Source organism: Achromobacter seleniivolatilans (genome assembly GCF_030864005.1).
GTDB lineage: Bacteria > Pseudomonadota > Gammaproteobacteria > Burkholderiales > Burkholderiaceae_B > Achromobacter > Achromobacter seleniivolatilans.
In genome coordinates this window covers 3,894,257-3,920,209 of the sequence record NZ_CP132976.1, presented here as the reverse complement: position 1 = coordinate 3,920,209, position 25,953 = coordinate 3,894,257, and the positions used below count along the sequence as shown (strand labels likewise).

General features: G+C 63.3%; 26 protein-coding genes. 10 read left to right on the top strand and 16 right to left on the bottom strand.

Features of this window, described 5'->3' with window-relative positions; all coding sequences use genetic code 11:
- Positions 1-134: 134 nt before the first annotated feature.
- From RAS12_RS17655 to RAS12_RS17645, 3 genes are read right to left on the bottom strand one after another with little or no spacing between them, the layout of a single operon-like run.
- Positions 135-1,091 (bottom strand): NAD(P)-dependent oxidoreductase, encoded by a 957-nt coding sequence (locus tag RAS12_RS17655; protein WP_306937588.1) that lies wholly within the window; start codon positions 1,089-1,091, stop codon positions 135-137.
- Entirely contained in the window at positions 1,088-1,780 is a 693-nt protein-coding gene (locus RAS12_RS17650) for an RraA family protein (protein WP_306937586.1), read from the bottom strand. The genes RAS12_RS17655 and RAS12_RS17650 overlap by 4 nt, the downstream gene beginning before the upstream one ends.
- A 40-nt stretch (positions 1,781-1,820) precedes the next feature.
- The gene (locus RAS12_RS17645; RefSeq protein ID WP_306937584.1) at positions 1,821-2,789 is read right to left on the bottom strand and encodes a Bug family tripartite tricarboxylate transporter substrate binding protein; all 969 of its coding nucleotides are present in this window, start codon (positions 2,787-2,789) and stop codon (positions 1,821-1,823) included.
- Positions 2,790-2,939: 150 nt separating this feature from the next.
- On the opposite strand from RAS12_RS17645, the gene RAS12_RS17640 reads away from it, so the two are divergent.
- Positions 2,940-3,713, top strand: a complete 774-nt coding sequence (locus tag RAS12_RS17640; protein ID WP_306937582.1) for an IclR family transcriptional regulator — start codon at positions 2,940-2,942, stop codon at positions 3,711-3,713.
- On the opposite strand, the gene RAS12_RS17635 is transcribed toward RAS12_RS17640, so the two are convergent.
- Genes RAS12_RS17635 through RAS12_RS17625 form a run of 3 tightly spaced genes read right to left on the bottom strand, consistent with a single transcriptional unit; the run spans position 3,703 to position 6,699 of the window.
- Positions 3,703-4,920 (bottom strand): CaiB/BaiF CoA transferase family protein, encoded by a 1,218-nt coding sequence (locus RAS12_RS17635; protein WP_306937580.1) that lies wholly within the window; start codon positions 4,918-4,920, stop codon positions 3,703-3,705. The two genes, RAS12_RS17640 and RAS12_RS17635, sit on opposite strands and share 11 nt — an antisense overlap.
- Positions 4,917-5,777: a MaoC/PaaZ C-terminal domain-containing protein gene (locus tag RAS12_RS17630; protein ID WP_306937578.1), complete on the bottom strand. Its 861-nt coding sequence runs from the start codon at positions 5,775-5,777 to the stop codon at positions 4,917-4,919. Before RAS12_RS17630 ends, RAS12_RS17635 begins: the two co-directional genes overlap by 4 nt.
- A gap of 7 nt (positions 5,778-5,784) precedes the next feature.
- Complete coding sequence (locus RAS12_RS17625) at positions 5,785-6,699, bottom strand: SDR family NAD(P)-dependent oxidoreductase (RefSeq protein ID WP_306937576.1); 915 nt, start codon at positions 6,697-6,699, stop codon at positions 5,785-5,787.
- A 150-nt stretch (positions 6,700-6,849) separates the two neighbouring features.
- On the opposite strand from RAS12_RS17625, the gene RAS12_RS17620 reads away from it, so the two are divergent.
- Together RAS12_RS17620 and RAS12_RS17615 are read left to right on the top strand one after the other, a co-directional pair.
- Positions 6,850-7,749, top strand: a complete 900-nt coding sequence (locus RAS12_RS17620; RefSeq protein WP_306937574.1) for a LysR family transcriptional regulator — start codon at positions 6,850-6,852, stop codon at positions 7,747-7,749.
- A 170-nt stretch (positions 7,750-7,919) separates the two neighbouring features.
- On the top strand, positions 7,920-8,915 hold the full coding sequence (locus tag RAS12_RS17615) for a Bug family tripartite tricarboxylate transporter substrate binding protein (RefSeq protein ID WP_306937572.1): 996 nt from the start codon (positions 7,920-7,922) through the stop codon (positions 8,913-8,915).
- Between the two features lie 79 nt (positions 8,916-8,994).
- Here RAS12_RS17615 and RAS12_RS17610 read toward each other — a convergent pair whose 3' ends face one another.
- Genes RAS12_RS17610 through RAS12_RS17590 form a run of 5 tightly spaced genes read right to left on the bottom strand, consistent with a single transcriptional unit; the run spans position 8,995 to position 14,117 of the window.
- Positions 8,995-9,954: an NAD(P)H-dependent flavin oxidoreductase gene (locus RAS12_RS17610; RefSeq protein ID WP_306937571.1), complete on the bottom strand. Its 960-nt coding sequence runs from the start codon at positions 9,952-9,954 to the stop codon at positions 8,995-8,997.
- A gap of 19 nt (positions 9,955-9,973) precedes the next feature.
- A complete protein-coding gene (locus RAS12_RS17605) occupies positions 9,974-10,948 on the bottom strand; it encodes a Bug family tripartite tricarboxylate transporter substrate binding protein (RefSeq protein ID WP_306937569.1) in 975 nt (324 codons plus the stop codon).
- Between the two features lie 57 nt (positions 10,949-11,005).
- Positions 11,006-12,526: a class I adenylate-forming enzyme family protein gene (locus RAS12_RS17600; RefSeq protein ID WP_306937567.1), complete on the bottom strand. Its 1,521-nt coding sequence runs from the start codon at positions 12,524-12,526 to the stop codon at positions 11,006-11,008.
- Between the two features lie 17 nt (positions 12,527-12,543).
- The gene (locus RAS12_RS17595) at positions 12,544-13,716 is read right to left on the bottom strand and encodes a thiolase family protein (protein WP_306937565.1); all 1,173 of its coding nucleotides are present in this window, start codon (positions 13,714-13,716) and stop codon (positions 12,544-12,546) included.
- Entirely contained in the window at positions 13,713-14,117 is a 405-nt protein-coding gene (locus tag RAS12_RS17590) for a Zn-ribbon domain-containing OB-fold protein (protein WP_306951498.1), read from the bottom strand. Before RAS12_RS17590 ends, RAS12_RS17595 begins: the two co-directional genes overlap by 4 nt.
- Positions 14,118-14,319: 202 nt before the next feature.
- On the opposite strand from RAS12_RS17590, the gene RAS12_RS17585 reads away from it, so the two are divergent.
- From RAS12_RS17585 to paaG, 3 genes are read left to right on the top strand one after another with little or no spacing between them, the layout of a single operon-like run.
- Positions 14,320-15,510: an acyl-CoA dehydrogenase family protein gene (locus tag RAS12_RS17585; RefSeq protein ID WP_306937563.1), complete on the top strand. Its 1,191-nt coding sequence runs from the start codon at positions 14,320-14,322 to the stop codon at positions 15,508-15,510.
- A gap of 33 nt (positions 15,511-15,543) precedes the next feature.
- Positions 15,544-16,656 (top strand): acyl-CoA dehydrogenase family protein, encoded by a 1,113-nt coding sequence (locus RAS12_RS17580; RefSeq protein WP_306937562.1) that lies wholly within the window; start codon positions 15,544-15,546, stop codon positions 16,654-16,656.
- Complete coding sequence (gene paaG / locus RAS12_RS17575; RefSeq protein ID WP_306937560.1) at positions 16,653-17,489, top strand: 2-(1,2-epoxy-1,2-dihydrophenyl)acetyl-CoA isomerase PaaG; 837 nt, start codon at positions 16,653-16,655, stop codon at positions 17,487-17,489. The genes RAS12_RS17580 and paaG overlap by 4 nt, the downstream gene beginning before the upstream one ends.
- 10 nt (positions 17,490-17,499) lie before the next feature.
- Here paaG and RAS12_RS17570 read toward each other — a convergent pair whose 3' ends face one another.
- The gene (locus RAS12_RS17570) at positions 17,500-18,396 is read right to left on the bottom strand and encodes a LysR family transcriptional regulator (RefSeq protein ID WP_306937558.1); all 897 of its coding nucleotides are present in this window, start codon (positions 18,394-18,396) and stop codon (positions 17,500-17,502) included.
- A gap of 150 nt (positions 18,397-18,546) precedes the next feature.
- On the opposite strand from RAS12_RS17570, the gene RAS12_RS17565 reads away from it, so the two are divergent.
- From RAS12_RS17565 to RAS12_RS17550, 4 genes are all read left to right on the top strand, one after another.
- The gene (locus tag RAS12_RS17565) at positions 18,547-19,377 is read left to right on the top strand and encodes an HTD2 family dehydratase (RefSeq protein ID WP_306937556.1); all 831 of its coding nucleotides are present in this window, start codon (positions 18,547-18,549) and stop codon (positions 19,375-19,377) included.
- On the top strand, positions 19,374-20,567 hold the full coding sequence (locus RAS12_RS17560; protein WP_306937554.1) for a CaiB/BaiF CoA transferase family protein: 1,194 nt from the start codon (positions 19,374-19,376) through the stop codon (positions 20,565-20,567). Before RAS12_RS17565 ends, RAS12_RS17560 begins: the two co-directional genes overlap by 4 nt.
- A complete protein-coding gene (locus tag RAS12_RS17555; RefSeq protein ID WP_306937552.1) occupies positions 20,564-21,439 on the top strand; it encodes an HpcH/HpaI aldolase/citrate lyase family protein in 876 nt (291 codons plus the stop codon). The genes RAS12_RS17560 and RAS12_RS17555 overlap by 4 nt, the downstream gene beginning before the upstream one ends.
- 199 nt (positions 21,440-21,638) lie before the next feature.
- On the top strand, positions 21,639-22,538 hold the full coding sequence (locus tag RAS12_RS17550) for a sugar kinase (protein WP_306937550.1): 900 nt from the start codon (positions 21,639-21,641) through the stop codon (positions 22,536-22,538).
- A gap of 67 nt (positions 22,539-22,605) precedes the next feature.
- On the opposite strand, the gene RAS12_RS17545 is transcribed toward RAS12_RS17550, so the two are convergent.
- Genes RAS12_RS17545 through hda form a run of 4 tightly spaced genes read right to left on the bottom strand, consistent with a single transcriptional unit; the run spans position 22,606 to position 25,868 of the window.
- Positions 22,606-23,094, bottom strand: coding sequence for a 2-amino-4-hydroxy-6-hydroxymethyldihydropteridine diphosphokinase (locus RAS12_RS17545; protein WP_306937548.1), 489 nt, complete (start codon positions 23,092-23,094; stop codon positions 22,606-22,608).
- A 3-nt stretch (positions 23,095-23,097) separates the two neighbouring features.
- Positions 23,098-24,471, bottom strand: a complete 1,374-nt coding sequence (gene pcnB / locus RAS12_RS17540; RefSeq protein ID WP_306937545.1) for a polynucleotide adenylyltransferase PcnB — start codon at positions 24,469-24,471, stop codon at positions 23,098-23,100.
- Positions 24,472-25,170, bottom strand: coding sequence for an HAD family hydrolase (locus RAS12_RS17535; protein WP_306937543.1), 699 nt, complete (start codon positions 25,168-25,170; stop codon positions 24,472-24,474).
- Entirely contained in the window at positions 25,167-25,868 is a 702-nt protein-coding gene (hda, locus tag RAS12_RS17530; RefSeq protein ID WP_306937541.1) for a DnaA regulatory inactivator Hda, read from the bottom strand. Before hda ends, RAS12_RS17535 begins: the two co-directional genes overlap by 4 nt.
- Between the last annotated feature and the right edge of the window lie 85 nt (positions 25,869-25,953).

The following is a 25,953-nucleotide window of genomic DNA, read 5'->3' as shown; positions in this document are numbered from 1 at the left end:
ATATGCGTGCCGGTGCGCGCGCATTTTCCGTGGATAGGCAGCGATCCCGCATTGGCTGATGCCGCCAGTCTCGCGTTGAATGGACGGATGGCGCAAGGCTATCCGTCCTGGCCGTGGCGTGTGGCGTTGCAAGGTCAGCTTGCTGCGAAGACCGGCTCCGGCATCCGCGCTTCCAGTACTTGCAGCACATTACGAGCCGCGCCCACGCCCATCTTCACATAAGCGTCCTGCGTGACTCCGCCTACATGCGGACTCAGGATCACTCCTGGCTGGCCCTGGAACACATGCTGGGATGGCGGCGGTTCCTGCTGGAAGCTATCCAGGCCCGCGCAGGCCACTTTGCCGCTGCGTACGGCGGCCAGCAGATCGGCTTCGTTGATCAAACCGCCGCGCGCGGTGTTGACCAGCAACACGCCGTTGCGGCATTGCGCCAACGTGGCGGCGTTGATCAATTCCTTGTTGGTGTCCGTCAGCGGGCAGTGCAACGACACCGCATCCGCTTCGGCCCAAAGGCGAGGCAGCTCAACAGATTCTATCCACGGCGGAACATTGTTGGCGTAGGGGTCATGGCCGATCACTCGCATGTCCATGGCGTGCGCAATGGTTGCCACCCGCAGGCCGATGGCGCCCAGCCCGATGAGGCCCAGGCAACGTCCCGCGAGTTCGATGCTTTTGTGCGTGGCCTTGTCCCAATGGCCGGCGTGCATGCGCGCATCCAACGGCACGACAGACTTGGCGCAGGCCAATAGCAGTGCAATCGCATGTTCTGCCACCGCCGCCGCATTGGCGCCGCTAGCGGCTTTCACTGCGATGCCGCGAGTCTGCGCGGCATCGCTATCGATGGTGTCGATGCCGCTGCCGTGTTTGGAAATCACCCGCAGCGACCGGGCTGCGTTGATGACAGCAGCGCTGACCCTGCCGTACCGCACGATCAACGCCACGGGATCATGTACGCGCACCAGGGCCAGCAGGTCATCCTCGGTTGGCCTGGCGCCTGCAAAGACCAGGTGATAGTGCTGCAACATGCGTACGGCTTCGTCTGCGAGGTCGGCGCCGGTCACGAGTACAACGGGTTTGGCTGCAAGATTCATAGCGCTTCTCCTGCTTGCAGCACGCCTGCCGCACGCAGCGCATCGGCCAGCCAGGGCGCGCCCAGTTTGCCCGCTTTGATTTCTGCGATGCGGCGGGCTTCGGCATCCACTTTTTGCTGGGCCAGCGCAAGGACCTCTTCAACATTTTCACGTGGCACCACCACGACTCCGTCGGCGTCGCCCACCACCAGATCGCCCGGGTTCACCGTGACGCCCGCCAGCGATACCGGCCAGTTGACGCGGCCGGGCAAGCCCTTGGTCGGCCCATTGGGATTGGTGCCTACCGAGAAAACGGGAAAGCCGCTTTCGATGATTTCCAGCGAGTCGCGCACGGCGGCGTCGACGACAAAGCCAGCCAATCCGCTCGCTTGCGCCTGCGTCGTCATGATGGTGCCGCAGAGCGCTGCCGTGCGGTCGCCTTTGCCTTCGACGACGATGACGTCGCCCGGTTGGGCCAACGCCAAGGCGGCATGAAACATCAGGTTGTCGCCAGGGCGCAGTTCCACCGTAAAGGCGGGGCCGGCCACTTTCATGCCGGGTGACAGCGGGGCAATACGGCCGCCCAGCGCGCCGCGGCGGCCGCCGACGTCGGCCAGGATAGCGGCCTGAAACTGACTGGCCGCTTTGACCTGTTCGGGGCTGACGCGTTGAATGTCGCGGCGGATGGCGGGCAAGGATTTTTCACTCATGGTGACGTTCCGGAAGATAGGTAAGAAAAGGGGGCTGAGTTCAGTCGATCTTTGCGCCCGACTGCTTCACGATGCCGGCCCACAACGCGTGGTCTTTGGTCAGGCGTTCGGTGAATTCCTGCGGTGTGCCACCCAGAACCTCGCCACCTTCAGTGCGGATTTTTTCCTGATATTCGGGGCTGGCCATAGCTTTGTTGGCCGCGACATTCAAGGCCTGGATGATGGCAGGCGGCGTGCCTGCGGGCGCCATCAATCCAAACCAGGTATTGGCGTCAAAGCCCGCATAACCCGCTTCGCTGACGGTGGGCACTTCGGGCAATTCGGCGACCCGTTTGCCGGAGGTCACGGCCAGCGCGCGCAGCTTGCCGGTGCGGATCTGGCCCAATGCAGTGGGAATCGATGCCATGAACAAGTGCACCTGCCCGCCGAACAAATCGTTGAACGCCTGATTGGAGCCCTTGTAGGGAATATGTTGCAGCTTGATGCCGGCAGCCTGTTGCAGCAGTTCGGCCGTCAGGTGCGCAACGGTGCCGTTGCCGGGGGATGCAAAGTTCAGCTCGCCGGGGTGCGCCTTGGCTTGTTTGACGACGTCATCGAGCGATTGGTAAGGCGAGTTTGATGCCACGACCAGCACTAGCGGAGCGGTCGCGACGAGCGCAACAGGCGCGAGATCCTTGGATGGGTTGTACGAAAGCTTGGAGTACAGCGAAGGATTGATCGCCAGGTTGCTGGTCTGACCCAACACCAGCGTGTAGCCGTCCGGCGCGGATTTCACGGCGGTCTCCACCCCCAGGTTGCCGCCTGCGCCCGGCCGGTTTTCGGCTACCAGGTTCCAACCGGACGTCTTGTTCAACGCCACGCCCAGCTCGCGGGCAATGATGTCGGTGCCGCCTCCGGGCGGGAACGGAACGATCAGGCGAATGGGGCGGTCGGGAAAGGTCTGTGCCAGTGCGCTGGCGCCAACTATCAGGCCAGCCGCAAGGAATGCGGCGCGTGCAAGCAGTTTCATTCTTGTCTCCAATCTTATGGGTGTTCTTGATTTGCCGGTCCGGCTGGTGCGGATCTTGGTGGCGGGGTCCACTATAGGAAGCCGTTTCACTGCATACAATGTCGTTTCGTCTGATGAAATGCAGACCGGCTAATGAAACGGGGGCAGCCCATGAAAAAGCAGACTGAATCCACGTCCGAATCGACTGAAACCCGGGAGTCCGGCGGCGTGATTGCCGTCGCGCGGGCAATGCGTTTACTGGAGGCGTTTCAGGTGGACGATGCGTTTGTGTCGCTGGCGGAACTGAGCCGGCGCGCGGGCATGCACAAGACGACAACGCTGCGCATCGCGCGCACCTTGGCCGAAGCCCGCTATCTGGTGCAAAGGTTTGAGGATGGCGCTTGGCGTCTGGGCCCGGCCACGGGGTGGCTCGGCGCGCGTTATCAGGCCTCGTTCGACATCAACAATGAAATCGAACCGACCTTGCTTGCGCTGACGCGAGAGACCGGCGAGAGCACATCATTCTTTGTCCGCGAAGGTGACGTCCGAACCTGTCTGGCGCGGGTGGAAGGCCCAAAGGCCATCCGTCATCACATCCGGGTGGGCGAAGTGCTGCCGCTGGAAAAGGGGTCTCCCGGGCGCGTTCTGCTGGCGTTTTCAGGCGAAGCGGGCGAACCCTACGAGACCATTCGCCGCGATGGTTTTTATATTTCGATTGGCGAGCGCGAGCCCGAGATCGCCAGTGTGTCGGCGCCCGTCTTTGGCACGAACTGGCGCCTTTTGGGCGTGTTGAGCGTGTCCGGACCCGCTGGCCGGCTATCGCAAGCCAAGCTGCGGGCCTATGCCAAACTCGTCAACCAGAAAGCCAGCCAGTTGTCGTATGCGCTAAGCGGCGGCGCGCAGCGCCATGCGCCCATGCGGACGCAATGGCACCCTACGCTTTGAAAGCCGCAATGGCTTCCGCGGATTTTCCAAGCACATCGCGCAGCACCTCTTCAGTGTGCTCGCCCAATAGGGGCGGCGCACGCCGGTAGACCACGGGCGACGCCGAGAAGCGCAGCGGACTGGCTGTCACGGGCGCCAGACCGCCTGATGGGTGCGGCAAGTCGCGCCGCAGCTGCCTGGCTTGTGACTGCGGATGCGCGAACGCCTGAGCAATGTTGTTGATGGGGCCGCAAGGCACGCCCACGGCTTCAAGCTTGGCGATCCAGTCATCGCGTTTGCCGGCTTGCATGATTTCGGTCAGGATGCCGATCAGCAATTCACGGTTCGTGACGCGCAAGCGGTTGGTGGCAAAGCGCGGGTCATCGCCCAGCTCCGGCACGCCGATGGCGCGGCAGTAAGCGCGGTACTGGGATTCATTGCCGGTGGCGACGATCAGATGGCCGTCGCTGGCGGCGAACACTTGGTAGGGCACCACGTTTTGATGCGCATTGCCGGCACGCGTGGGCGCCACGCCCGAGTTGAAATAATTGGAGTTCTGGTTGGCCAGCAGCGCCACGTGGCTATCCAGCAGGGCGATATCCAGATGTTGCCCCAGGCCGCTGCGATGGCGCTCTTGCAGCGCCGCCAGCACGGCAACCGTGGCGTACATGCCCGTGACGATATCGGTAACCGCCACGCCCGCTTTTTGAGGGCCGCCGCCAGGCAGATCGTCGCGTTCGCCGGTGATGCTCATCAGGCCGCCCATGCCTTGAATCATGAAGTCATAGCCGGGGTGTTTCGCGAACGGACCATCCTGCCCGAAGCCGGTAACCGAACAATAAATCAGCCGAGGATTGATGGCTCGCAGGCTGTCGTAGTCCAGCCCGTATTGGGCCAGTCCGCCAACTTTGAAGTTCTCAACCAGAATGTCGCTCACGGCCGCGAGTTCACGAATCAGCGCCGCGCCTTCCGTCGAGGCCATATCGGCTTCGACCGAACGCTTGTTGCGATTGGCGCTGAGATAGTAGGCGGACTCGTTGGTGTCCTGGCCGTTTCCATCCTTGAGAAACGGCGGACCCCAGGCACGCGTGTCGTCGCCCACGCGCGGCCGTTCGATCTTGATGACATCGGCGCCCAGGTCGGCCAGGTTCTGCGTGCACCAGGGGCCAGCCAGAATGCGCGACAGATCCAGCACGCGGATGCCCTCAAGAGGAGGCGGCCGCGTCATGATTGCACCGTGGCGGTGCCGTGGCTCATGACCACGATGTTGCGTTCTTTGGCCCGTGCAATAAAGCGGATTTGGCCATCGGGCATACGCCACATGTCGCATTGCAACGTCTCGCCGGGATACACCGGCGCAGAGAATCGTGTGTTCAAGCTGGTCAGGCGCGACGCGTCGTAGCCGCAGAAACTCTTCACGATGGCATGCGCCGCCACGCCATACGAGCACAGCCCGTGCAGAATAGGGCGCGGATAACCCGCCTTGTGCGCGACGTCGGGGTCGGCGTGCAGCGGGTTGCGATCCGCGCTTAATCGGTACAACAGCGCGGCGCTGGCCGGCACGCGCAGTTCGCAGCGCAGTTGCGGCTCGCCGTTAGGTGCGGCAGGCAGCGCTTCGGGGCTGGCATCGCCTTGTCCGAAACCGCCGTCGCCCCGGCAAAACGTGCTTTGCTGCAACGTCGCCAGGCAGGCTCCGTCTTCATCATGCAATGTGCGTTCGGTGACGATGATGGCCCCTTTGTCCGCACCCTTGTCCACGACGTGCGTATTGCGGATTTTTCCGGTGACGACACCCGCTGTTGGCAACGGGGCGTGCACGGTCAGGCGTTGCTCGCCATGCACAACCTTCACCCAATCAATGCCTGCCGCCGGTTCCCGCACCCAGAAGCCGGGATAGCCAAGCACGACGCTCATGGTGGGAAACGATTGAAGGTCCTTTTCAAACACATAGCGCAATTGGCCGGCGTCTTCGGGGTCTTGTCCCAAGCCTATGCCCAGTGCGTACAGCATGGTGTCTTTTTGGTCGTAGCGCTGACGCACATCGTCAAAGCGCCAGTTCTTCACAGTGGCGTAGTCCAATGGCATGGCGGTCTCAGATGGGGTCCCAGTCGATCACGTCGGGCGAGCGTTCCAGCGCATAGAAGTGCTTGCGCATGGCGGGCACGGCAATCTCGGCGATGCGTTCGGGCGTCCAGCCTTCGCTGTGATGCACGGTGCGCAGCGGGCGCGGCTGGCTCATCAGCATGATCTCGTTGGCGCGCACCGCGAAGATCTGCGCGGTGATTTCGCTGGCGGCATCGCTGGCCAGATAGACCGCCATCGGCGCGACCTTGCCGGCTTCCATCTTCTTCAGCTTTTCTACGCGGGCGCGCTCTTCGTCTGTTTCTGCCGGGATGGAACTGGTCATGCGGCTCCAGGCAAACGGCGCGATGCAGTTGGACCGCACGTTATAACGCGCCATGTCCAGCGCAATGGACTTGGACAGGGCCACGATGCCAAGCTTGGCCGCTGCGTAGTTGGCCTGCCCGAAGTTGCCGATGAGACCCGAGGTTGATGTCATGTGCACGAAGGCGCCGGACTCCTGCTCGCGGAAATAGGGCGCTGCGGCGCGGCTCATGAAGAACGAACCGTTCAGATGCACGTCGATCACCTGACGCCATTCTTCTTCGCTCATTTTGTGAAAGACGCGATCACGCAAATTGCCGGCGTTGTTGATGACGGCATCAATGCGGCCAAACGCAGCAATCGCCGTTTCCACCACGCGGCTGGCGCTGTCGTAGGCCGCCACGCTGTCCGTGTTGGCAACGGCCAATCCGCCAGCGGAAACGATTTCTTGCACGACAGCTTGCGCCGGGCCTTCAGCACCGCCTTCGCCGGTCAGCGATACGCCGATATCGTTCACGACCACCTTGGCGCCAGCCTGCGCCATGGCCAGCGCAATGCTGCGGCCGATACCGCCGCCCGCGCCCGTGACGATCACTACCTTTCCGGAAACGATGCCGCTCATTGCTTTGACTCCTGTGCCGAGGCGCGCGCGCCGCGTATGAAAAACAGTTCCGCATCAACCAGTATGGTTTGCGGGGATGCACCATGGTAGATTCGACTCGGCATTCGAAGAATTCAAAATTAGAAATGCCCCCCTTCTGCGTGGTGGAACATGAGACATGATTTGACTGACCTGCGTTTATTCGTAAACGTGGGTGAAACCCTCAATTTGACCCGTGCTGCCGAGCGCACTTTCTTGTCCTTGCCTGCGGCCAGCGCCCGGGTGAAGAACATGGAAGAAGCCTTCAAGGCGCGCTTGCTGATACGGCTGGCGACAGGTGTTGCGCTGACTCCGGCGGGCGAGGTTCTGCTGAAACATGCCAATGCAGTTTTCCGGCAGCTGGAGTGCTTGAATGCTGATCTTCAGCCCTATGCCAGTGGTTTGAAGGGGCGCTTGAGATTGCTGGCCAACACAACGGCCACCAACTCGTTCCTGGCCGATGCGCTGTCCACGTTCCTGGCGGAAAACCCTGATGTGGACGTGGAACTCGAAGAGAAAATCTCGGGCGATATCGTGATCGCGATTCGCGCAGGCGCCGGAGATCTCGGCCTGGTGGCGGGCAATATCGATGTCGAAGGATTGGACGTCACGCCGCTGTTTCGCGATGAACTCACCGTGGTGACCGCACTGGATCATCCCTTGGCAGCATCTGCATCCGCGCATTTCGTGGATTTGGTGGATGCCTATCAGTTCGTTGGCATTCATCCCAATAGCGCAATTCAGACTTTTCTTGAAGACATTGCCAGCGGTTTGGGTAAGCGTATCTGCCAGCGAGTCCACGTAGGCAGCTTTGAAGCCGTGTGCCGCATGGTGGAAGCGGGCGCGGGCATTGCTGTCGTGCCACGCGCTTGCGCGGCGCGCTATAGCCGGCCCAATGCGCTGCATGTGCTGAAACTGGAAGACTCGTGGGCGCTGCGCGATCGTTTGCTTTGCCGTCAGCGGGGCCGCGATTTGCCCAGTTTTGCCGAGTGCTTCATCGAACACGTGCAGCGCGCAGCGCGCGGACAGTGACGCAGCGGCAGGAAAAAACTGTCCGGTCAGCGAACTTGGCGCGGGCACGAAGAGGGGCTTTTGAAAATGTGTAGCGGCGAATCCGGCGGCACGGCAAATAATAAAAAAAAGCGGCAGGTAGAAGTTCTGAAAGCTTGACCGCGAATAACACCAAGATTCAGGAGACTGCCGTGATTGATCCTCAACGCCGCCGCGTTATTGCGGGGCTGGGCGCTGCCTGCGCCACTGCCGTATTGCCCTCGTTGTTGCCTTCCGTTGCCCGGGCCGCCACATGGCCCGGCCACGCCGTAACCTTCATCGTGCCGTTTCCGGCTGGCGGGCCGGTAGATACCACTGCGCGATTCACGACACAACCTTTGGGCCATCTATGGTCGGTGCCCACCGTCGTGGACAACCGGTCGGGCGCAGGCGGCATCGTGGGCGCGCAGTTCGCCGCGAAAGCCGAGCCCGATGGCTACAACTTCTTCTTTGCCTCCATCCATCACGCAGTGCTGCCCAGCCTGCGCGACAACCTGACCTACGACATCAGCCGCGATTTCGTGCCGGTGGGCATGGCGGCAGTGTTCCCTATCGTGCTGGTGGTCAATCCATCGCTACCCGTGAACTCGGTCGGCGAACTCATCGCGTACGCGAAGGCAAACCCGGGCAAGCTGTCGTTTGGTTCGTCAGGCACCGGTGGCGGCACGCATCTGGCTGGCGAGCTTTTCAACGCGATGGCCGGCGTAAAGATCCAGCACATTCCTTATCGAGGCAGTGCGCCTGCGATGCAGGATTTGCTGGGCGGGCAGGTTCAAGTCATGTTTGCAGATGGCCCGTCTGCCGTGCCGCACCTGAAGTCCGGCAAGGTGCGCGCGCTGGGCGTGGGCAACCCGGCAAGATCCGGCATGCTGCCTGATGTTCCAACCATTGCGGAGTCCGGCGTGCCGGGTTACGAGGCGTATTCGTGGAGCGGCTTGATGGCTCCGAAGGGCACGCCAGCGGCGATCGTCAGCCGCATGAATGCGGACCTGGTGAAGGTGCTGTCAGATCCGGCGACGGCCAAGGGTTTGCTTGCGGCGGGCGCGGAACCCAAGCCAGGGACCGCAGAAGAATTCGGCGCATTCGTGCAGGCGGAAATCGAGAAGTGGCGCGGTGTGATCAAGAAGGCGGATATCAAATTGGAGTGACGGCGAAAGCGTCGATGGGAGGTCTGCGCGGGTCAACCCGCGCAGCCTGCCCGCCGCCGCAATCAACGTATCCCGCTCCTTATCGCAGCACGCTTTCCCGAGCGCGGAAATATTCGGATTCCAGCTGCGCTACCAAGGTCTCTATATCCAGTATCTCTTGCGTCGCGCCAACGCCTTGGCCCGCGCTCCAGACATCTTTCCACGCCTTCGGCCTGGAATTCTTATCCATATTCGGCGCTGGCGCCTCGCCGTTCTTCGCAAGCGCCACCGGGTCCAGGCCGGCCGAGACCACGCTTGCAGACAGATAGTTTGCAGGTACGCCCGAGAAATACGGCGTGTAGACCACATCCGCGGCCTGTGCCTGCAACACCATCTCGCGGTATGCGTCGCCTGCCAGCGACTCCTGGGTAGCAATGAAGCGGGTGCCCATGTAGGCGAAGTCGCAGCCAAGAACCTGGGCGGCCAGAATGTCTTTGCCGTGGCTGATACAGCCCGACAGCGCTAGCGGGCCGTCATAGAACGCGCGGATTTCGTTGACCAGTGCGATCGGGTTGATCTGGCCGGCATGGCCGCCTGCGCCTGCTGCAACCAGAATCAAACCATCTACGCCGGCTTCCAGGGCGCGCTTGGCATGCCGCACGTTTGTCACGTCGTGATAGACCTGGCCGCCATAGGGATGTACGGCTTTCACGACGGCTTCGGGCGCGTGCAGCGACGTGATGATCAGCGGCACGCGGCGCTCGGCGCAGATGGCCAGGTCGCCTTCCCAGCGGGGATTGCTGGGATGAATGATCAGGTTGACGCCGTAGGGCGCCACTGTCGCTTTGGGGTCGGCCTGGCGTTTCGCTGCCAGGCCTTCTTCAATGCGGGTGATCCAGTCGTTCAACTGTTCTTGCGGGCGTGCATTCAATGAAGGGAATGTTCCGATGATCCCCGCTGCGCATTGCGCAACCACCAGTTCCGGGCCAGAGACCAGGAACATCGGTGCACCGATGATGGGAAGGCGGGTTTGAGCATGCAGCGCTAGCGGGGGATTCATCGTGTAACTCCGGTAGTTTTCAGTTGGCCTGGATATTGGCGCTTTGAATGACGTCCGACCACAAAGCGTATTCGCGGTCGATACGGGATTGCAGGGCGGTGGAGTCGCCCGTATTAATGGTGTAGCCGCCATCCGCCATGGCTTGGCGGAAGGCGGGGTCTTTGGTGACCTCGCCCAGGGCTCGGGTCAAACGGCTGGAGACAGCATCAGGCAGCTTCTTTGGCCCCACCAGCGCGTACCAGCCGACAACTTCGTAGTCCTTCATGCCGGCTTCCATCATGGTCGGCACATCCGGCAGTTCCGGGTTTCGTGTCTTGGATGTCACCGCCAGCGCGCGCGCCTTGCCGCTCTTGATGAACGGGATGGCGGTGCTGGTGATGTCGAACATGAATGTCACTTTGCCGCTGATGACGTCCATCATGGCGGGTGAGTTGCCGCGGTAGGGAACGTGCAGCATTGATGCGTCAGCCTGCTTCTTCAGCAATTCGGCCGACAAGTGGTTGGATGCGCCAATGCCGGCGGACCCGAACGACACCGCGTCGGGCCGCGCGCGCGCATAACTGACGAGTTCGCCAACGTTTTTGGCGGGGATCTGCGGGCCGATCACCAGCACGTTGGCATAGTCCACGACCAGACCGATCAGCGAGAAGTCCTTGCGCGGGTCGAACAGCGTGCTGCGTTGAACCAGCGGCGACATGGTCAGTGTGGGGCTGGCGGCAAAACCAAGAACGTAGCCATCGGGCGCGGCCTTGACGGTGGCGTCGGAGGCGATCATGCCGCTGGCGCCAGCGCGATTTTCGACAACAACGGTCTGGCCCAGTTTGTCGCCCAGATACTTGGCGAATACGCGGGCCGTCGTGTCCACAGGGCCGCCTGGGGCGTAACCCACCAGCAGACGAATGGGGCGTTCAGGGTAGGCTTCCGCCCAGGCGCTTTGCGCAGTGGCTATTGCTGCCACGGCGGATGCCGCGGCGAACAGATTTTTGATGTTCACGCTCAAGTCTCCTTGTGTATAAGAGGCGGGTCGTGGAGCGGAACCGAAGGCCCGCGCCTACGCCAGCCTTTCTTTCAGCGGTTGCTTCAGGATTTTTCCGCTGACGGTGGTGGGAATCGTCTCAATGGGAATGATCTGGGCTGGCCGCTTGTAGGGCGCCAGTTGCGCCCGCAAATGCAGCATCAGCAGGTGGGTATCAATCGTGGCCCCGGGCAGCGGCTCGACGAAGGCGATGACCTCTTCGTTCTGGTCCGGGGTGTTGCGCCCGACCACGGCAGACAGGCGCACGCCGGGAAAGGCATTGATGACAGATTCGACTTCAATCGGATAGACGTTGAAGCCTGAACGAATGATCAGATCTTTGGACCGGCCCGCGATGAACAGCGCGCCGCTTTGATCTACAAAGCCGATATCGCCAGTATTGAGCCAGCCCCCAGGCAGGATTGCTTGAGCGGTCTGTTCAGGACTGCGGTAGTAACCCAGCATGACGCCAGGGCCGCGGATCAGGATGTCTCCGCGTTCGCCTGGCGTGGGTGCGCCGTTGTCAGGACTGCCGATGCGAAACTCCACGCCGTCCACCGCATACCCAGCGGAACAATCGTCGCGGGGCGCGTCGATATCCGTGATGAACATGGACCCCGCATATTCCGTGATGCCATAGCCATGGTGCATCGGCACGCCAAAGTAGCGCTCGGCATCGCGCTTGAGTGTGGGGTCCAGTGCCGCCCCGCCCGTGTACACGTAGCGCAGCGCGGGCGCGGCGAGGCTTGCGCGCGGCGGCGCCACGGCCATCATGCGGCTGAACATGGTGGGCACGCCCTGCAAGATGCTGACGCCGGGATGCGCCAGGGCCTTGAAGGCGTCCTCTGCGTCAAACCGGCTGCGCAGCACGAGACTGGCGCCCGCATACACCGTTGCCATCAACACCGTAGCGATGCCGAAGATGTGGGACATGGGCAAGGCGGCGTAGCCGATATCGTGCGGCGTCAGGCGCCGGGACGCGGCAGAGACTCGCGCAAAATGCAGCAGCCCCCGGTGCGGCACCAGCACGCCCTTGGGCGCGCCCGTCGTGCCGGATGTGTAGATCACCGTAGCGACTTCAGCGGCGTGGCTGCCGGTGTCGGCTTGCGTGGGGCGCTCTGCCCGCGCTGCTTGCACGCCAGGGCCCCAGACGGCGGGGTCCGCGTCCAGGGCGCCAGCTGCGTCAGCATGCGTGGCCGCCGCCGGCGAGATGCCTGTGGTGTACAGCAGCAGTTCAGGCTGCGCGTGCTGGCGGATGTTGTCTACCTCGCGCTCCGACAGGCGCGCGTTGACGCCGACCAGCCATGCGCCCGCCATGCTGCATCCGAACAAGGCCGCGATCATCGCCGCACAGTTTTCACCCGCCATCATGACGCGGTGGCCAGGCTGTATGCCCTGGTCACCCAGCCAGCCCGCCACGGCCTGCACGCGCTGCCACAGTTGCGCGTAGGTCAGGATGCCTCCGCCTTCTTCGTACAGACAGATAGCGTTAGGTTGGCGCTGCGCTTGCAACGCCAGAACTTCGTGGATGCGGGTGATGGGGGCTGCGTGCGACATCGGTGTTGCCATGCGGTTCAAAGAGTGGCCTGGGTTCCCAGGATTGCGGTCGATTGGCTGGACAGCGTTCCGCCGTTGCCATGCACCAATGCCAATTGCGCGCCGGAGACCTGCCGTGCTTCGCATTCGCCGCGCAATTGCCGGACAGCTTCGATCATGATGAAGACGCCATACATGCCGGGATGCACACAGCACAGACCGCCGCCATTGGTGTTGACCGGCAGCCTGCCGCCAGGGGCGATGCCGCCGTTCGCGATGAAGTCCTTGCTTTCGCCTTTGCCGCAAAAGCCCAGGTCTTCCAGGAACAGCAGGGTATTGATCGTGAAGGCGTCGTAGAGCTCGACCACGTCAATGTCCTCTGGCTTCAGACCCGCCATTTCAAAGGCGCGCTTGCCGGATTCGGCGGCTGCCGTCACGGTCAGGTCTTCCATGGACGATATTTGCCGGTTCCATACCGCAGTGGCGTTGCCCAGCACGTAAACGGGCGGACGCGGCAGATCGCGCGCACGATCGGCGCGCACCAGCACATAGGCGCCCGCGCCGTCAGTGACCAGGCAGCAGTCGCGCACGCTTAAAGGGTCAGACACCATGCGGGCCGACAAAATCTGGTCCAGCGTGGCGGGGTCGCGCAGTTGAGCCTCGGGGTTCAACTGAGCCCATTGGTTGGCGGCCAGCGCAACTTGCGCCAGATGTTCGCGGCGCGTGCCGTACTGATGCATGTGCCGGGCCGCCGCTAACGCATAAGACGACAAAGGGCTTAACGGGTCGTAAGGCGTTTCATACGGTTGAGGATCGAACTGCTTGCGCACCCGGCCGACTTCTGCGCGGCTTAACGTGGACGTGCGCTGCGTGCTGCCATAGCAAACCAGCACGGCATTGCACTGACCCGATGCCAAGGCGTGCAGCGCGGGCATCAAGTGCGCCACGAAGCTTGAGCCGCCCAGCATCGTGCTGTCGATGAAGGTGGGGCGAATGCCCAGATGTTCGATCACCGGCATCGCCCACATGGGCGCGGCGACGCTGGCCGTGCAGATGCCGTCGATGTCGCGCATGGTGAGACCGGCATCGGCCACGGCGCGCTGCGCCGCCTGCACCAGTATTTCCATTTCCGTAAAGCCCGCGGCCTGTCCCAAACCGGCATGCCCCACGCCCGCCACCGCGACCGCGCCGCGCAAATCATTCAGCGTCATGGCGCCTCCTTGTTGGGAACGAAGACCACGAGGCCTTGGCCATTTTGTTGTGTTACTTGGGCGCGCACGGCCATGCCGATGCGTACATCGGCGGCCGCAATGCCTTCCACGCGGCTCATGAGCCTGACGCCTTCTTGCAGGTCGATCAGTGCCACGTTGTAGTCGCCGCCTGCCTCGGGCTTGCGGCGCACGACGGTGGTGGAATAGACGGTGCCGCGCCCGTCGGGTGTCGTCCAGCCGAGTTTGTCAGCGCCGCAATGCGGGCAGATCATGCGGGGATAGAACACGGCGCGGTCACAGCCTGTGCAGTGCTGGATAAGAAAGCGGCCCTCGTCGAGCGCCTGGCGGTATTGCGCCTCGACGCCCTGCGGCACGCTTTCCTTGTGATCGGAAACAGTCATGGTGCGATGGGATTCCAGTGGATGACGGATGCTAGTGTCGGCACTGGCGCTGGCTTCGGCCATTCTTCATTGCTGAAGCTGGCCTTTTGCGGACCCGTAGTGGTCTTCTTCGCCCTACATCCTGCGCGAAGCCAGTCTTCGGAATAGGCAGATTGTCCGGCGATCGGCGCCGTGGCTAGATACCGGTCAAAGGAGGTAGACCATGAACCTGACCTGGACGCCAGAAGAGCGCCAATTCCGCGACGAGGTGCGCGCATTCGCCACCGCCAAGCTGCCGGCCGATATCCGCAATAAGGTATTGCAGCATCAGCGCTTGGAACGGGACGACTACGTGCGCTGGCACAACATCCTGGCTGATCAAGGCTGGGGCGCGCCCAACTGGCCGGTGGAACATGGCGGAACCGGCTGGAACGCGTTGCAGCGGCTGATCTTCGAGGTCGAGTGCTTCAAGGCGGGCGCGCCGCGTCTGCTTCCTTTTGGTCTGTCGATGATCGGACCGGTGCTGATGAAGTACGCCAGCGCCGAACAACAGGCGCGGCTGCTGCCCCGCATTCCACGAGTGGAAGACTGGTGGTGCCAGGGCTACTCCGAACCCGGCTCCGGATCGGATCTGGCGTCGCTCAAGACTCGCGCGGAACGCGATGGCGATGACTACGTCGTCAATGGCCAGAAGACCTGGACCACGCTGGCGCAGTACGCCGACTGGATGTTCTGCCTGGTGCGCACGGACCCCGATGCGCGCGCGCAGCGCGGCATCTCGATGCTGCTGCTGGATATGCGCTCGCCGGGCGTCACGGTACGCCCCATCCGTACGCTGGACGGCGGCCATGACGTGAACGAGGTCTGGCTGGAAAACGTGCGCGTGCCGGCGGCCAATCTGGTGGGCGAAGAGAATCAGGGCTGGACCTACGCAAAGTATCTGCTGGGCCATGAACGCACCGGTATCGCCGGGCTGGGCCATTGCCACCGCGAACTGGGCATCTTGAAAGACATGGCGTCGCGTGCGGTGTCGCATGGCAAACCCTTGCTGTCGGATAGCCGTTTTTGCGACCGCATCTCGCGGATCGAAGTCGACATCATGGCGCTTGAAATGCTGCTGTTGCGCGTGGCGTCCAGCAACGACGGCACACCTGGTCCCGAGGCCTCGGTGCTGAAGATTCGCGGGTCCGAGATCCAGCAAGATCTGGCCATGCTGCAAATGGAGATTGCAGGTCCGGATGCCTGGCCCTACGACCCGGATTGGCTGGAGGCGGACGCCGGTTTTCACGGGCCGGGGCCCGAGATGGCGGCGGCGTCTGGCGCAGGCTATGCCGACATGCGCAAGACCTCGATCTACGGCGGCACGACCGAAGTGCAGAAGGGCATCATCGCCCGCCTGGTGTTGGGTCTGTAGGCAGGCTTCACGCGCAATCTGTAAGGAATACGCATGGATTTCATCTATACCGAAGAACAGCGCATGCTGGCCGACAGCCTGCGGCGTCTGGTCGACCAGTCTTGGACGTATGCCCAGCGGCGTGCCCGTCAGGCCACCGGCAAGCTGGACGCCAAGGCTTGGGGCGCATTGGCCGAGCTGGGGGTGCTGGGCCTGACCATCTCACAGGATTTCGGCGGATTTGGCGAAGTGCCCGCCAGCTTGTTGCCCGTGCATGTTGAGCTGGGGCGCGGCTTGGTCTCCGAGCCGGTGATCCCTAGCGCGGTCATGGGCGCAGCGTTGATTGATGCTTGTGACGACGCGGCGCGCGGACGTTGGTTGCCAGACATTGCATCCGGTGAATCCATCGTCAGCGTGGCCTACCAAGAACCTGGCCGCCGCTACGACACGGCCCCCCAGGATTGCAGAGCCGCCAAGACCGCCGAAGGCTGGCGGCTGAATGGGGCGAAACATCTGGTCTGGCACGGCGCTGCCGCTACGACGTGGCTGGTCAGCGCACGTGGTCCGGACGGGCAGACGTTGTTGCTGGCCGTACCAGCGGGAACGGCGGGCGTCGACGTCACCGACACCCCCACGCTGGATGGCGCGCGTTGCGCCCGGCTGGATCTGGATGGCGTCACGCTGCCTGCCGATGCCTTGCTGGCGGAAGGCGGCGTGGCAGACCATGCACTGGAACAAGCCTTGCGCTGGGGGACGGCAGCGCTGTGCTCGCATGCGGCAGGCGCGATGGAACGGCTGCTGGAAATCACGGTTGAATACCTGAAAACCCGTAAACAGTTCGGCCAGCCGTTGGCGTCGTTCCAGGCTTTGCAGCATCGTCTGGCCGAGATGCTGGTGGCAAAGGAATTGGCGCTGTCGATGGCGTATGTGGCGGTGGCGGCCTTGACGGAAACGGATGCCGTGCAGGCCCGCCGCATGATCGCGTCCGCCAAGCTGGAAGCTGCACGCGCCGGCCGCCAGGTAGCGCAGTTGGCTGTGCAACTGCACGGCGGCATGGGCATGACGGATGAATTGGACGTGGGGGATTACTTCAAGCGCTTGACCATCGTGGATCAGTTGCTGGGCGACACGGCCGAGCAACTGGCCGTATTGCAGGAGCTGTCATGAATGCCACGCTGACTCCCTCTGCCAACGGCGTTGCCAGCAGCGCTGATTACACGCAGATCCGTTTCACGCTGGAAAACGGCGTAGGCGTCATCACGCTGAACCGGCCTGAACGACTGAACAGTTTTACCGAGGTGATGCACGCCGAGCTGGCGCGCGCGCTGGATGCCATGGAGGCAGATGCGGGGCTGCGAGGCTTGGTCATCACTGGCGCCGGGCGCGGTTTTTGCGCAGGGCAGGACTTAAGCGAACGCAAACCCGCCACGGATGGATCGCGCCGCGACCTGAGCTTGATTCTAGAGAAATGCTATCGGCCCTTGATCAATCGTCTACGGGCCTTGCCCGTGCCAGTCGTGTGTGTGATGAATGGCGTGGCGGCAGGCGCGGGCGCCAGTCTGGTGCTGGCCTGCGATGTGGTGTTTGCGGTGGAGTCCGCAAAATTCTTGCAGGCCTTCAGCAAGATCGGCCTGTTGCCGGACGCGGGCGGGACGTGGTTTTTGCCCAGGCTGGTCGGATCGGCCCGGGCAATGGGGGCTGCGTTGTTCGGAGAACCTCTCAGCGCCGCGCAGGCGGAAGCCTGGGGACTGATCTGGCGCGCGGTGCCGGACGCCGCCCTGGCGGATACGCTGGCGTCGGTCCAGGCCACCCTGGCGGCAGGCCCCACGCGGGCTTATGCCGCGACCAAGGCGGCGCTGCATGCGTCCAGCGGCAATACGCTGGCGCAGCAATTCGATCTGGAATGCCAGTTACAGCGAGAGCTGGGCTACACCGACGATTACCTGGAAGGCATGCGGGCGTTTGCGGAAAAACGCCCGCCCGCATTTACCGGCACATGACGGATGGGTATCAAGGCGCCCGAGGCACCTGGATCTGTTCGATGAGTTCACGGGCGCAACCTGGCAGGGCGTCGATATCGCGCACCAGCAGTTTGCGTTCGCGCACCACCCAGGGCTCGTCCAGTTCGACCACGCGCAGCTTGTTGGCGTCCGAGCCATACCGGCGGGCGGCGGAGTCGGGAATGACGCCGATGCCGACGCCCGCCTGCACCATGCGGCAGATGGAGTCGAAGCTGTACAGCTGGATACGCTGGGGCAAGCGTTGGCCCCCGCGTTCCAGCTGGTCGCGCAAGAAAGCGACCAGTGTCGATCCTTCATGCATGGTGATGAACGGATAGCGCACGGCGTCCACCAGCTTGACCTTGTCCTGGTCTTGCAGGGGATGGCCGTTCGGCACCACCAGCACCAGCCGGTCGGTGCTGAAGTGGATGGTCTGCAGGTCGGGCGCGTCGACCGGGCCGGCCACGATGCCCAGGTCGGTGGTGCCGTCCAGGACGCCGCGCACGATATCGCGCGTCAGGCGTTCTTGCAGGTCCACCGTGACGCCGGGGTGCCCCGACAGGAACTGCGCCAGGATGTCCGGCATGAATTCGGTGACTGCCGTGGTGTTGGCAAAGATCCGGATGTGGCCCGCGTCGCCGTCGGCTTGCTCTTGGAAATCATGCTTCAGGTGATCTACCTGCCGCATGATGACCCGGGCGTGCTGCAGCAGCCGTTGGCCGGCGGGCGTGATTTCTACGCCCCGGCTGTCGCGGTAGAGCAGCCGGGAGTTGAGCTGGTTTTCAAGCGCCTTGATCCGCACGCTGACGGCAGCCAGGGACAGGTGGGCCCGTTTGGCCGCCTGCGTCAGGCTGGGGGATTCAGCGATATGGATGAACAGGCGTAGGTCGGCAAGGTCGAAGTGCATGGCCCCTATAGTACGGCGCGCAGCGCCGGGGGTGGGCGTGAGCAGTTGATTCAGGCACAGCAAACCCCGCCTTGAGCAAAAACGAATTCACAACGGGGACAGCTTGCGGGCATCCTTGCAACTGAGAAAACCCCACCAAAGGATATCGGCATGACTTCTACAGATCCGGCAGCATGGATCGGCAGCGGCGAACGCAAGGCGGACGCCATGGACCCCGGCCATGCCGCCCGCATCGCGGCCACGCTGGGGGGCGCCGCGCCTGCTCAGGGCGATGCCTTGCCGCCCTTATGGCAGTGGGCGTTCTTCATCAGCACGGTGGGGATGGACGGGTTGGGGACGGATGGCCACCCCTCGCGAGGCGGTTTTTTGCCGCCCGCTCAGGACCGCAACCGCATGTGGGCGGGCGGGCGGGTGGAATTCCGCCAGCCGCTCAAGGTAGGCGTGCCCGCCGAACGCGTGTCCTCCGTGATCGACGTCAAGGAGAAAACGGGGCGTACGGGGGCGTTGCTGTTCGTGACCGTACAGCATGAATACCGCCAAGCGGGCGAGATCGTCATCCACGAAGAACAGGACATCGTCTACCGCCAGCCCTCGCCTCCCAAGCTCACGGGCAGCGAACCTGCACCGCAGGCCGAGTGGCGAGACACCGTCGAACCGTCCCCTGTGCTGCTGTTCCGCTATTCCGCCGTGACCTTCAATGGCCACCGCATTCATTACGACCACCCCTACGTGACGGGCACCGAAGGTTATCCCGGTCTGGTGGTTCATGGCCCGCTGATCGCCACGGAAATGGTTGCCGCATTCACGCGCGCCCATCCCAAGGCGCGCCTGACGCACCTGTCTTATCGCGGACTGCGTCCGCTGGTCTCGCCCACGCCTTTCCAGGTGGCCGGCCGCTTGACCGAGCCGGGCGTCGCCCAGCTCTGGGCCGAGCAGGACGGCACGCTGGCCCATCAAGCTGAATTGAGGTTTACCCAATGAGCACGCAGGCATCCCGCCCGCTGGACGGCATTACCGTCGTCAGCCTGGAACACGCTATCGCCGCCCCTTTTTGCACTCGCCAGTTGGCGGACATGGGCGCGCGCGTCATCAAGATTGAACGCCCGGGCACGGGCGACTTTGCGCGGGGCTACGACGAGCGCGTGCGCGGCCTGTCTTCGCACTTCGTCTGGACCAACCGTTCCAAGGAAAGCCTGACCCTGGACCTGAAGCGCGATGAAGCCGGCGACATCATGGAACGCCTGCTGGAGTCCGCCGACGTGCTGGTGCAGAACCTGGCGCCAGGCGCCGCGGCACGCTTGGGCCTGTCGTTTGATGCCCTGCACGAAAAATATCCCCGTCTGATCGTCTGCGATATCTCGGGTTATGGCGAAGGCGGCCCCTACCAGGACAAGAAAGCCTACGACCTGCTGATTCAGAGCGAAAGCGGTTTTCTGTCTGTCTCCGGCACTAAGGATGACCCGGTCAAAGCCGGGTGTTCGATCGCGGATATTGCGGCGGGCATGTATGCCTATTCCGCGATCCTGAACGCCTTGCTGCTGCGCCAGCGTACCGGGCTGGGCAGCCGGCTGGACGTGTCCATGCTGGAAAGCATGGTCGAGTGGATGGGTTTCCCGATGTACTACGCGTTTGAAGGCGCCGCGCCTCCTGTGCGCGCGGGCGCCGCCCATGCGTCCATCTATCCCTATGGCCCGTTTCCCGTGGGGGACGGTTCAACCATCATGCTGGGCCTGCAAAACGAACGCGAATGGCGCGTGTTTTGCGCTCAGGTGCTGCGTCAGGCCGATTTGGCGGAAGACCCCCGCTTTATTTCAAACTCGCAGCGCACGGCCAATCGCGATGCGCTGCGCGATTTGATCGTGGCGGCGTTTGCCGGCCTGTCCATTGCGCAGGTCACAGAGCGGCTGGAAGACGCGCAGATCGCCAACGCCCGCGTGAACGATATGGCGGGCGTATGGGCGCATCCGCAGTTGCAGGCGCGCGGCCGTTGGAGCCAGGTGGACAGCCCCGCAGGCCAGATCCCCGCCTTGTTGCCCCCCGCCAGCAGTAACGCTTTTTCGCCACGCATGGCCGCCGTGCCTGCCGTAGGCCAGAATACTGACGCGGTGCTAGCATCATTGGGATACGCGCCGGATCAGGTGGCGCAATTCCATGTTTCGGAGGTCGTGTGACGCATCCCGTCGTTCGTAGCGCCCTGTTCGTGCCGGCCTCCAGGGCCGAGCGTATCCCCAAGGCCCTGGCTGCGGGGGCGGACACCGTCATCGTCGATCTGGAGGACGCGGTGGAGCATCTGGCCAAGGCGTCGGCCCGTGAATCGCTATGCGACTTTCTGGGAACGCATGGCGAGGCTCGTCTGTGGGTGCGTATCAACGATGCGTCTACGTCGTGGCACGACGATGATCTGAAAGCCTGCCGGGGCAAGCGCGGCGTCACCGGCATTCTGCTGCCCAAGGCTGAAAGCCTGGCGCAGGTTCGGCACGTGGCGCAGACCGGCCTGCCTGTCATCCCCATTTTGGAAACTGCTGCCGGGCTGCTCAATGCTGCCGAGATTGCCTCGACCCCGGGCGTTTCGCGTCTGGCCTTTGGCAGTCTGGATTATGGGCTGGACATGGGGCTGACACCCGATACCCCGGGCGCGGAAACCGTGCTGGATCATGCTCGCGTGCAAGTGTTGCTGCATACGCGGGCGGCAGGTCTGGCGCCCGCGCTGGACGGTGTTTTTCCCGGTGTGCACGATCAAGCTGGACTGGCTGCGGCCGCTGGCCGGGCGCAGCAGATGGGATTTGGCGGCATGCTCTGCATACATCCGACCCAGGTCGCCGTGATTCATGCGGCGTTCGTTCCGGCGCGGCAAGAGCTGGAATGGGCTAGGCGGGTCATTGCCGCCCATCGTGAAACCGCGGCAGGCACCTTCATGCTGGAAGGCAAAATGGTGGACGCGCCCGTCATTGCGCGTGCCCGGCTGGTATTGGCGCAAGCCGGCGAATCGGCAAACACACCCGATGCCTTGGTCAAAACACCCGGAAAGCCGGTGAACTCGTAAGATGGGTGCGGCGCGAGCCGCCGCCAAGGGCGCCACCCCAAATCGCGCCTGACCCATCAGGCAACGCCCGCAGCATCAGGCTTTCCCAAAAAATTCCGCCAGCGCTGACGGCCCGCAACCTTCCCCTTCGGCCGTCGCCCCAGTCCCCTCCCGTTCGCCTATCCTCTCGCTATTGCGACTCACCCAGACAGGCACTCACATGAGCGACGCGCTCTTCATCGGACATACCTACATCGACGTCACCATATTGGCTGACGAATGGCCTACGGGCGACGAGAAGAGCGTGGCGCGGGACTACGCCGTCTCGTTCGGCGGCAACGCTGTCACGGCGGCATTTGCGTGCGGGAAGTTGGGCACGCCGCCCGATCTGATCTGTTCGCTCGCCCCCGATTGGCTGGGCCATATGTACACGGACATGGCGGCAGCGCACGGTGTGACGCTGCATGCGCGCCACGTGCGCCGTTCATCCTTGTCCTTCATCATGCCCAACCATGGCAAACGCGCCATCGTGCGGGCGCGTGATGTGGACTACCTGAATGATTTTCCGCGCCTGGATGTCACCGGCTATCGCGCGTTGCATCTGGACGGCCATCAGCCCGACGCCGCTTTGCACTACGCGCGGGCCTGCCGTCAGGCGGGCGTACTGACGTCCTTGGACGGCGGCGGCGTGCGTGAAAACACCGATGAACTGCTGCGTTATATCGATGTGGCCGTGTGCGCGGAGCGCATGTGCGAACAGCTGGAACTGACGCCTGAAGGTTTGTTGGATCTGTTGAAAGCGCGAGGCTGCCGTATCGGCGCGGTCACGATGGGCGAGCGCGGCATGCTTTGGTATGACGAAACCGGGCGGGTCGATATCTTGCCGTCGCTGGACGTGCCGGGCAGCCGGATTGTGGATACTTCAGGCGCGGGCGACGTCTTCCACGGCGCCTATGTGTGGTCCTACCTGAATCGGCCGGAACAACCCTGGGTGGAACACTTCACCTTTGCGCGGGCGGCGTCCGCCCACAAGATCCAGCATCTGGGTAACGAAGCGGGTTTGCCGCAGGTGGAAGACGTGGAACGCGCAATGATGACGTTCGGGGTGAAGGGCGGGTGATGGGGCTGTGGCATAGAGGCTGATGGAGAAAACACATCGCGCTTAGCCACACATCCTGAAAGCGTTGCTACGAAACAATCCGCTCTATCGGCTGATCGTGAATCCCGGTGATCCAGTCATGCAGCCGCTTACCCTGCAAGACCATGCCGGATTCCAGATCCTGCAACGGCAGCAGCACGAAGGCGCGCAGGTGCATGCGGGGGTGGGGCAGGATCAGACGTTCGTGGTCCAGCTGCGTATCGCCGTACAACAGCAAATCCAGGTCCAGCGTACGCGGGGCATTCTTGAACGGACGCTGGCGGCCATGCTGGTTTTCCAGCGCTTGCAGCACGTCCAGCAAGGCCAGCGGTGCAAGCGTGGTGTCTAACGCGGCCACGGCATTCACGAAATCCGGGCCGGTCGCGTCAACTGGCGCGCTGCGGTAGAACGGCGACGCAGTGACCGCCATGACGCCCGCAGTGCCTTGCAGTTCGTCCAGCACGCGGCGCAAGGTGGCCGCGCTGTCGCCCAGGTTGGCGCCCAAGCCGATATAGGCGCGGACTGGCGTGGGCGACATGGATTACTCGGCGCTGGGCGCGGCGCCGCGAGGCGACGAGCGGCGCGGGCGGCGGCGCTTGCGCGGGGCCGATGCTGCGGGAGCCGAGTCGCCGGCTTCGCGCGGCAGACGGGATACTTCTTCGATCATGTCGGCGCGGGTGACGTCGTCGGCATTGGCCAGATCCATCCACCATTGCGCCAGCACGCTGTCGAACTCGCCGGCGGCGGCACGCAGTTGCAGGAAGTCGCAGGCGGCGCGGAAACGCGGCTGTTCGATCATGCGGAAAATGGTTTTGCCCATGCGGCGCTCAAAACGCGGCTGCATGAACCAGATTTCGCGCATGTCGGACGAGAAGCGCCGTTGGATCGCGAGTTTTTCGGTTTGCTCGTCCAGGACGGAATCGGCAGCCTGCGATAGCGCGGGAATGGTGTGCTCGCCTTGGGCGCGCAACTGTTTCCAGCGCACATCAACTTGCTGCCACAGCAGTGCGGCAAACAGGAAGCTGGGGCTGATGGTCTTGCCGGCACGCACGCGGGCATCGGTGCGTTCCAGCGCCAATTCCACGAAATGCTCTCCGCCTGGCTGCTCCAGCACCACGTCCAGCAAGGGCAGCAGGCCGTTATGCAGGCCATCTGCGCGCAACTGCCGCAGGCAATCCATGGCATGGCCGCAGGTCAGCAGCTTGAGCATTTCGTCGAACAGGCGCGAGGCCGGCACGTTTTCAATCAGCTCGGCCATCGTGCTGATCGGCTGGCGCGTGGCCGGGTCGATCGTGCCATTGAGCTTGGCGGCGAAACGCACGGCGCGCAGCATCCGCACCGGGTCTTCGCGGTAACGCTTGACCGGGTCGCCAATGATGCGGACCTGGCGCTTTTTCAGATCGGCCACGCCATTGTGGTAGTCAATGACTTCCTCGTTGTGCGGGTCGTAATACAGCGCATTCATGGTGAAGTCGCGGCGTTTGGCGTCTTCTTCCTGTGAACCGAATACGTTGTCGCGCAGAATGCGGCCGTGCTCGTCGGTTTCCTGGTCTTCCGAGGCCGGAGCGCGGAAGGTCGAGGTTTCGATGATTTCCTGGCCGAACACCACGTGCACCAGCTGGAAGCGGCGGCCGATGATGCGGGCGCGGCGAAACAGCGGGCGGATCTGCTCGGGCGTGGCGTTGGTGGCCACGTCAAAGTCCTTGGGTTCCAGCCCCACGATCAGGTCACGCACCGCGCCGCCGACGATATAGCCTTCGTAGCCATGTTGGCGCAGAACTTCGCAGACCTTGATGGCGTGGCGCGAAACGTTACGGCGATCAATGCCGTGCTTGTCGCGCCCTATGCGCAACGGCCCCTTGGGTGTCGGCGCGAACAGTCGGCCAACGAATTTTTTTATGGTGTCAGTGATCATTTAGGACTTCGAATCTTCCATGTGGTCGAACAAGTCGATCACTTGCCAGCCGCGTTCCTGGGCAATATTGCGCAGGGTAGGACTGGGGTTGGCGGCGATCGGGCGGGTCACCTTCTCGAGCAGCGGTACATCATTGACCGAATCGCTATAGAAAAACGATTCGGGGAAATCCGCAAGCCCCAAACCCATGCCGGCCAGCCAATCGTTCACCCGCACGACCTTGCCCTCCTTGAAACTGGGCGTGCCCAGAATGCGGCCGGTATAGCGGCCGCGCAGGTATTCGGCGTCCGTGGCCACCAGATGCGGCACGCCGAAGGCGCGGGCAATGGGGGCGGTGACAAAGCTGTTGGTGGCCGTGACGATGGCGCACAGGTCGCCGGCATCAAGGTGGGACTCCACCAGCTCGCGCGCGGCGGGGGTGATGGACGGACGGATCACTTCACGCATGAACGCTTCGTGCCAATCCGCCAGATCGTGAGGCGTATGGGCGGCCAGCAGACCGAGCATGAACTCGGCAGCTTGTTCGGCGGTGAGTTCGCCACGGTTGTAGCGGTCCATCAGGTCGTCGTTCTGGCGGCGGGCTTCGGCGGGGTCGCCTGCACGGCCTGTGCGTGCCAGATAGTCGGCCCATTGATAGTCGCTATCCAGCGGCAGCAGGGTGTGATCCAGGTCGAACAGGGCGAGACGTCGGGAAGTCATGAGCGTTGTGAATCAGGATCTGCGAGCATGGCCCGCAGCAATGGCAGGGTGATAGGACGGCCGGTGGCCAGGGAATAGCGGTCCAGCGCGTCAAGCAGCGCGGCCAGTTTTCGGATGTCGCGCTCGTGGTGAGTCAGCATCCAATTAATGATTTCAGGCGCCAGGTGCATGCCGCGCTCGGAGGCCTGGGCGGACAGCGCGGCCAGCTTGTCGGCGTCCGACAGCGGGTCCAGGCGGAAGACCAGGTCCCAGCCCAGCCGGGTGCGCAGATCTTCACGCAGCGGCATCGACAGCGGGGCCCGGTCGCCCGACAGCGCCAGCGCAAAGGCGCGGCCCGTGGCGGCAGACTCACGCCAGCGGTTATACAGGGCAAATAAGGCAGCCTGACGGCTGTCGTCCATGCGGTGCACGTCGTCCACGGCCACGAACTTGGGCATGGGCGACTTTGAATCGGCTTCAGCCAGGCGGCGCAGCATCGTTTCGCCGTTGGCGTTGTCAATGAAGACGGCGTCGGGCCGCGCGGTCAGGGCGCGCAGCAGATGGGTGCGCCCGCAGCCCGCCGCGCCCCAGATGTACAAGGCGCGGCCCGGGTTGAGCGCGCGCACGGCTGCCAGCGCTTCCCCGTTGGGGCCGGCGATATAGTTGTTCAGCGATGGCGCTGGCGCGGGAAGAACGTCGAGCAGCAGCTGGCGGTTCATGAGAGGTTATCAATCAGGCTTGTTCGGAACTTCCAAAAACCCTCGCGCGGACAGGCCCGCGCGGGTTCTCGCAGCGGCACGCAAA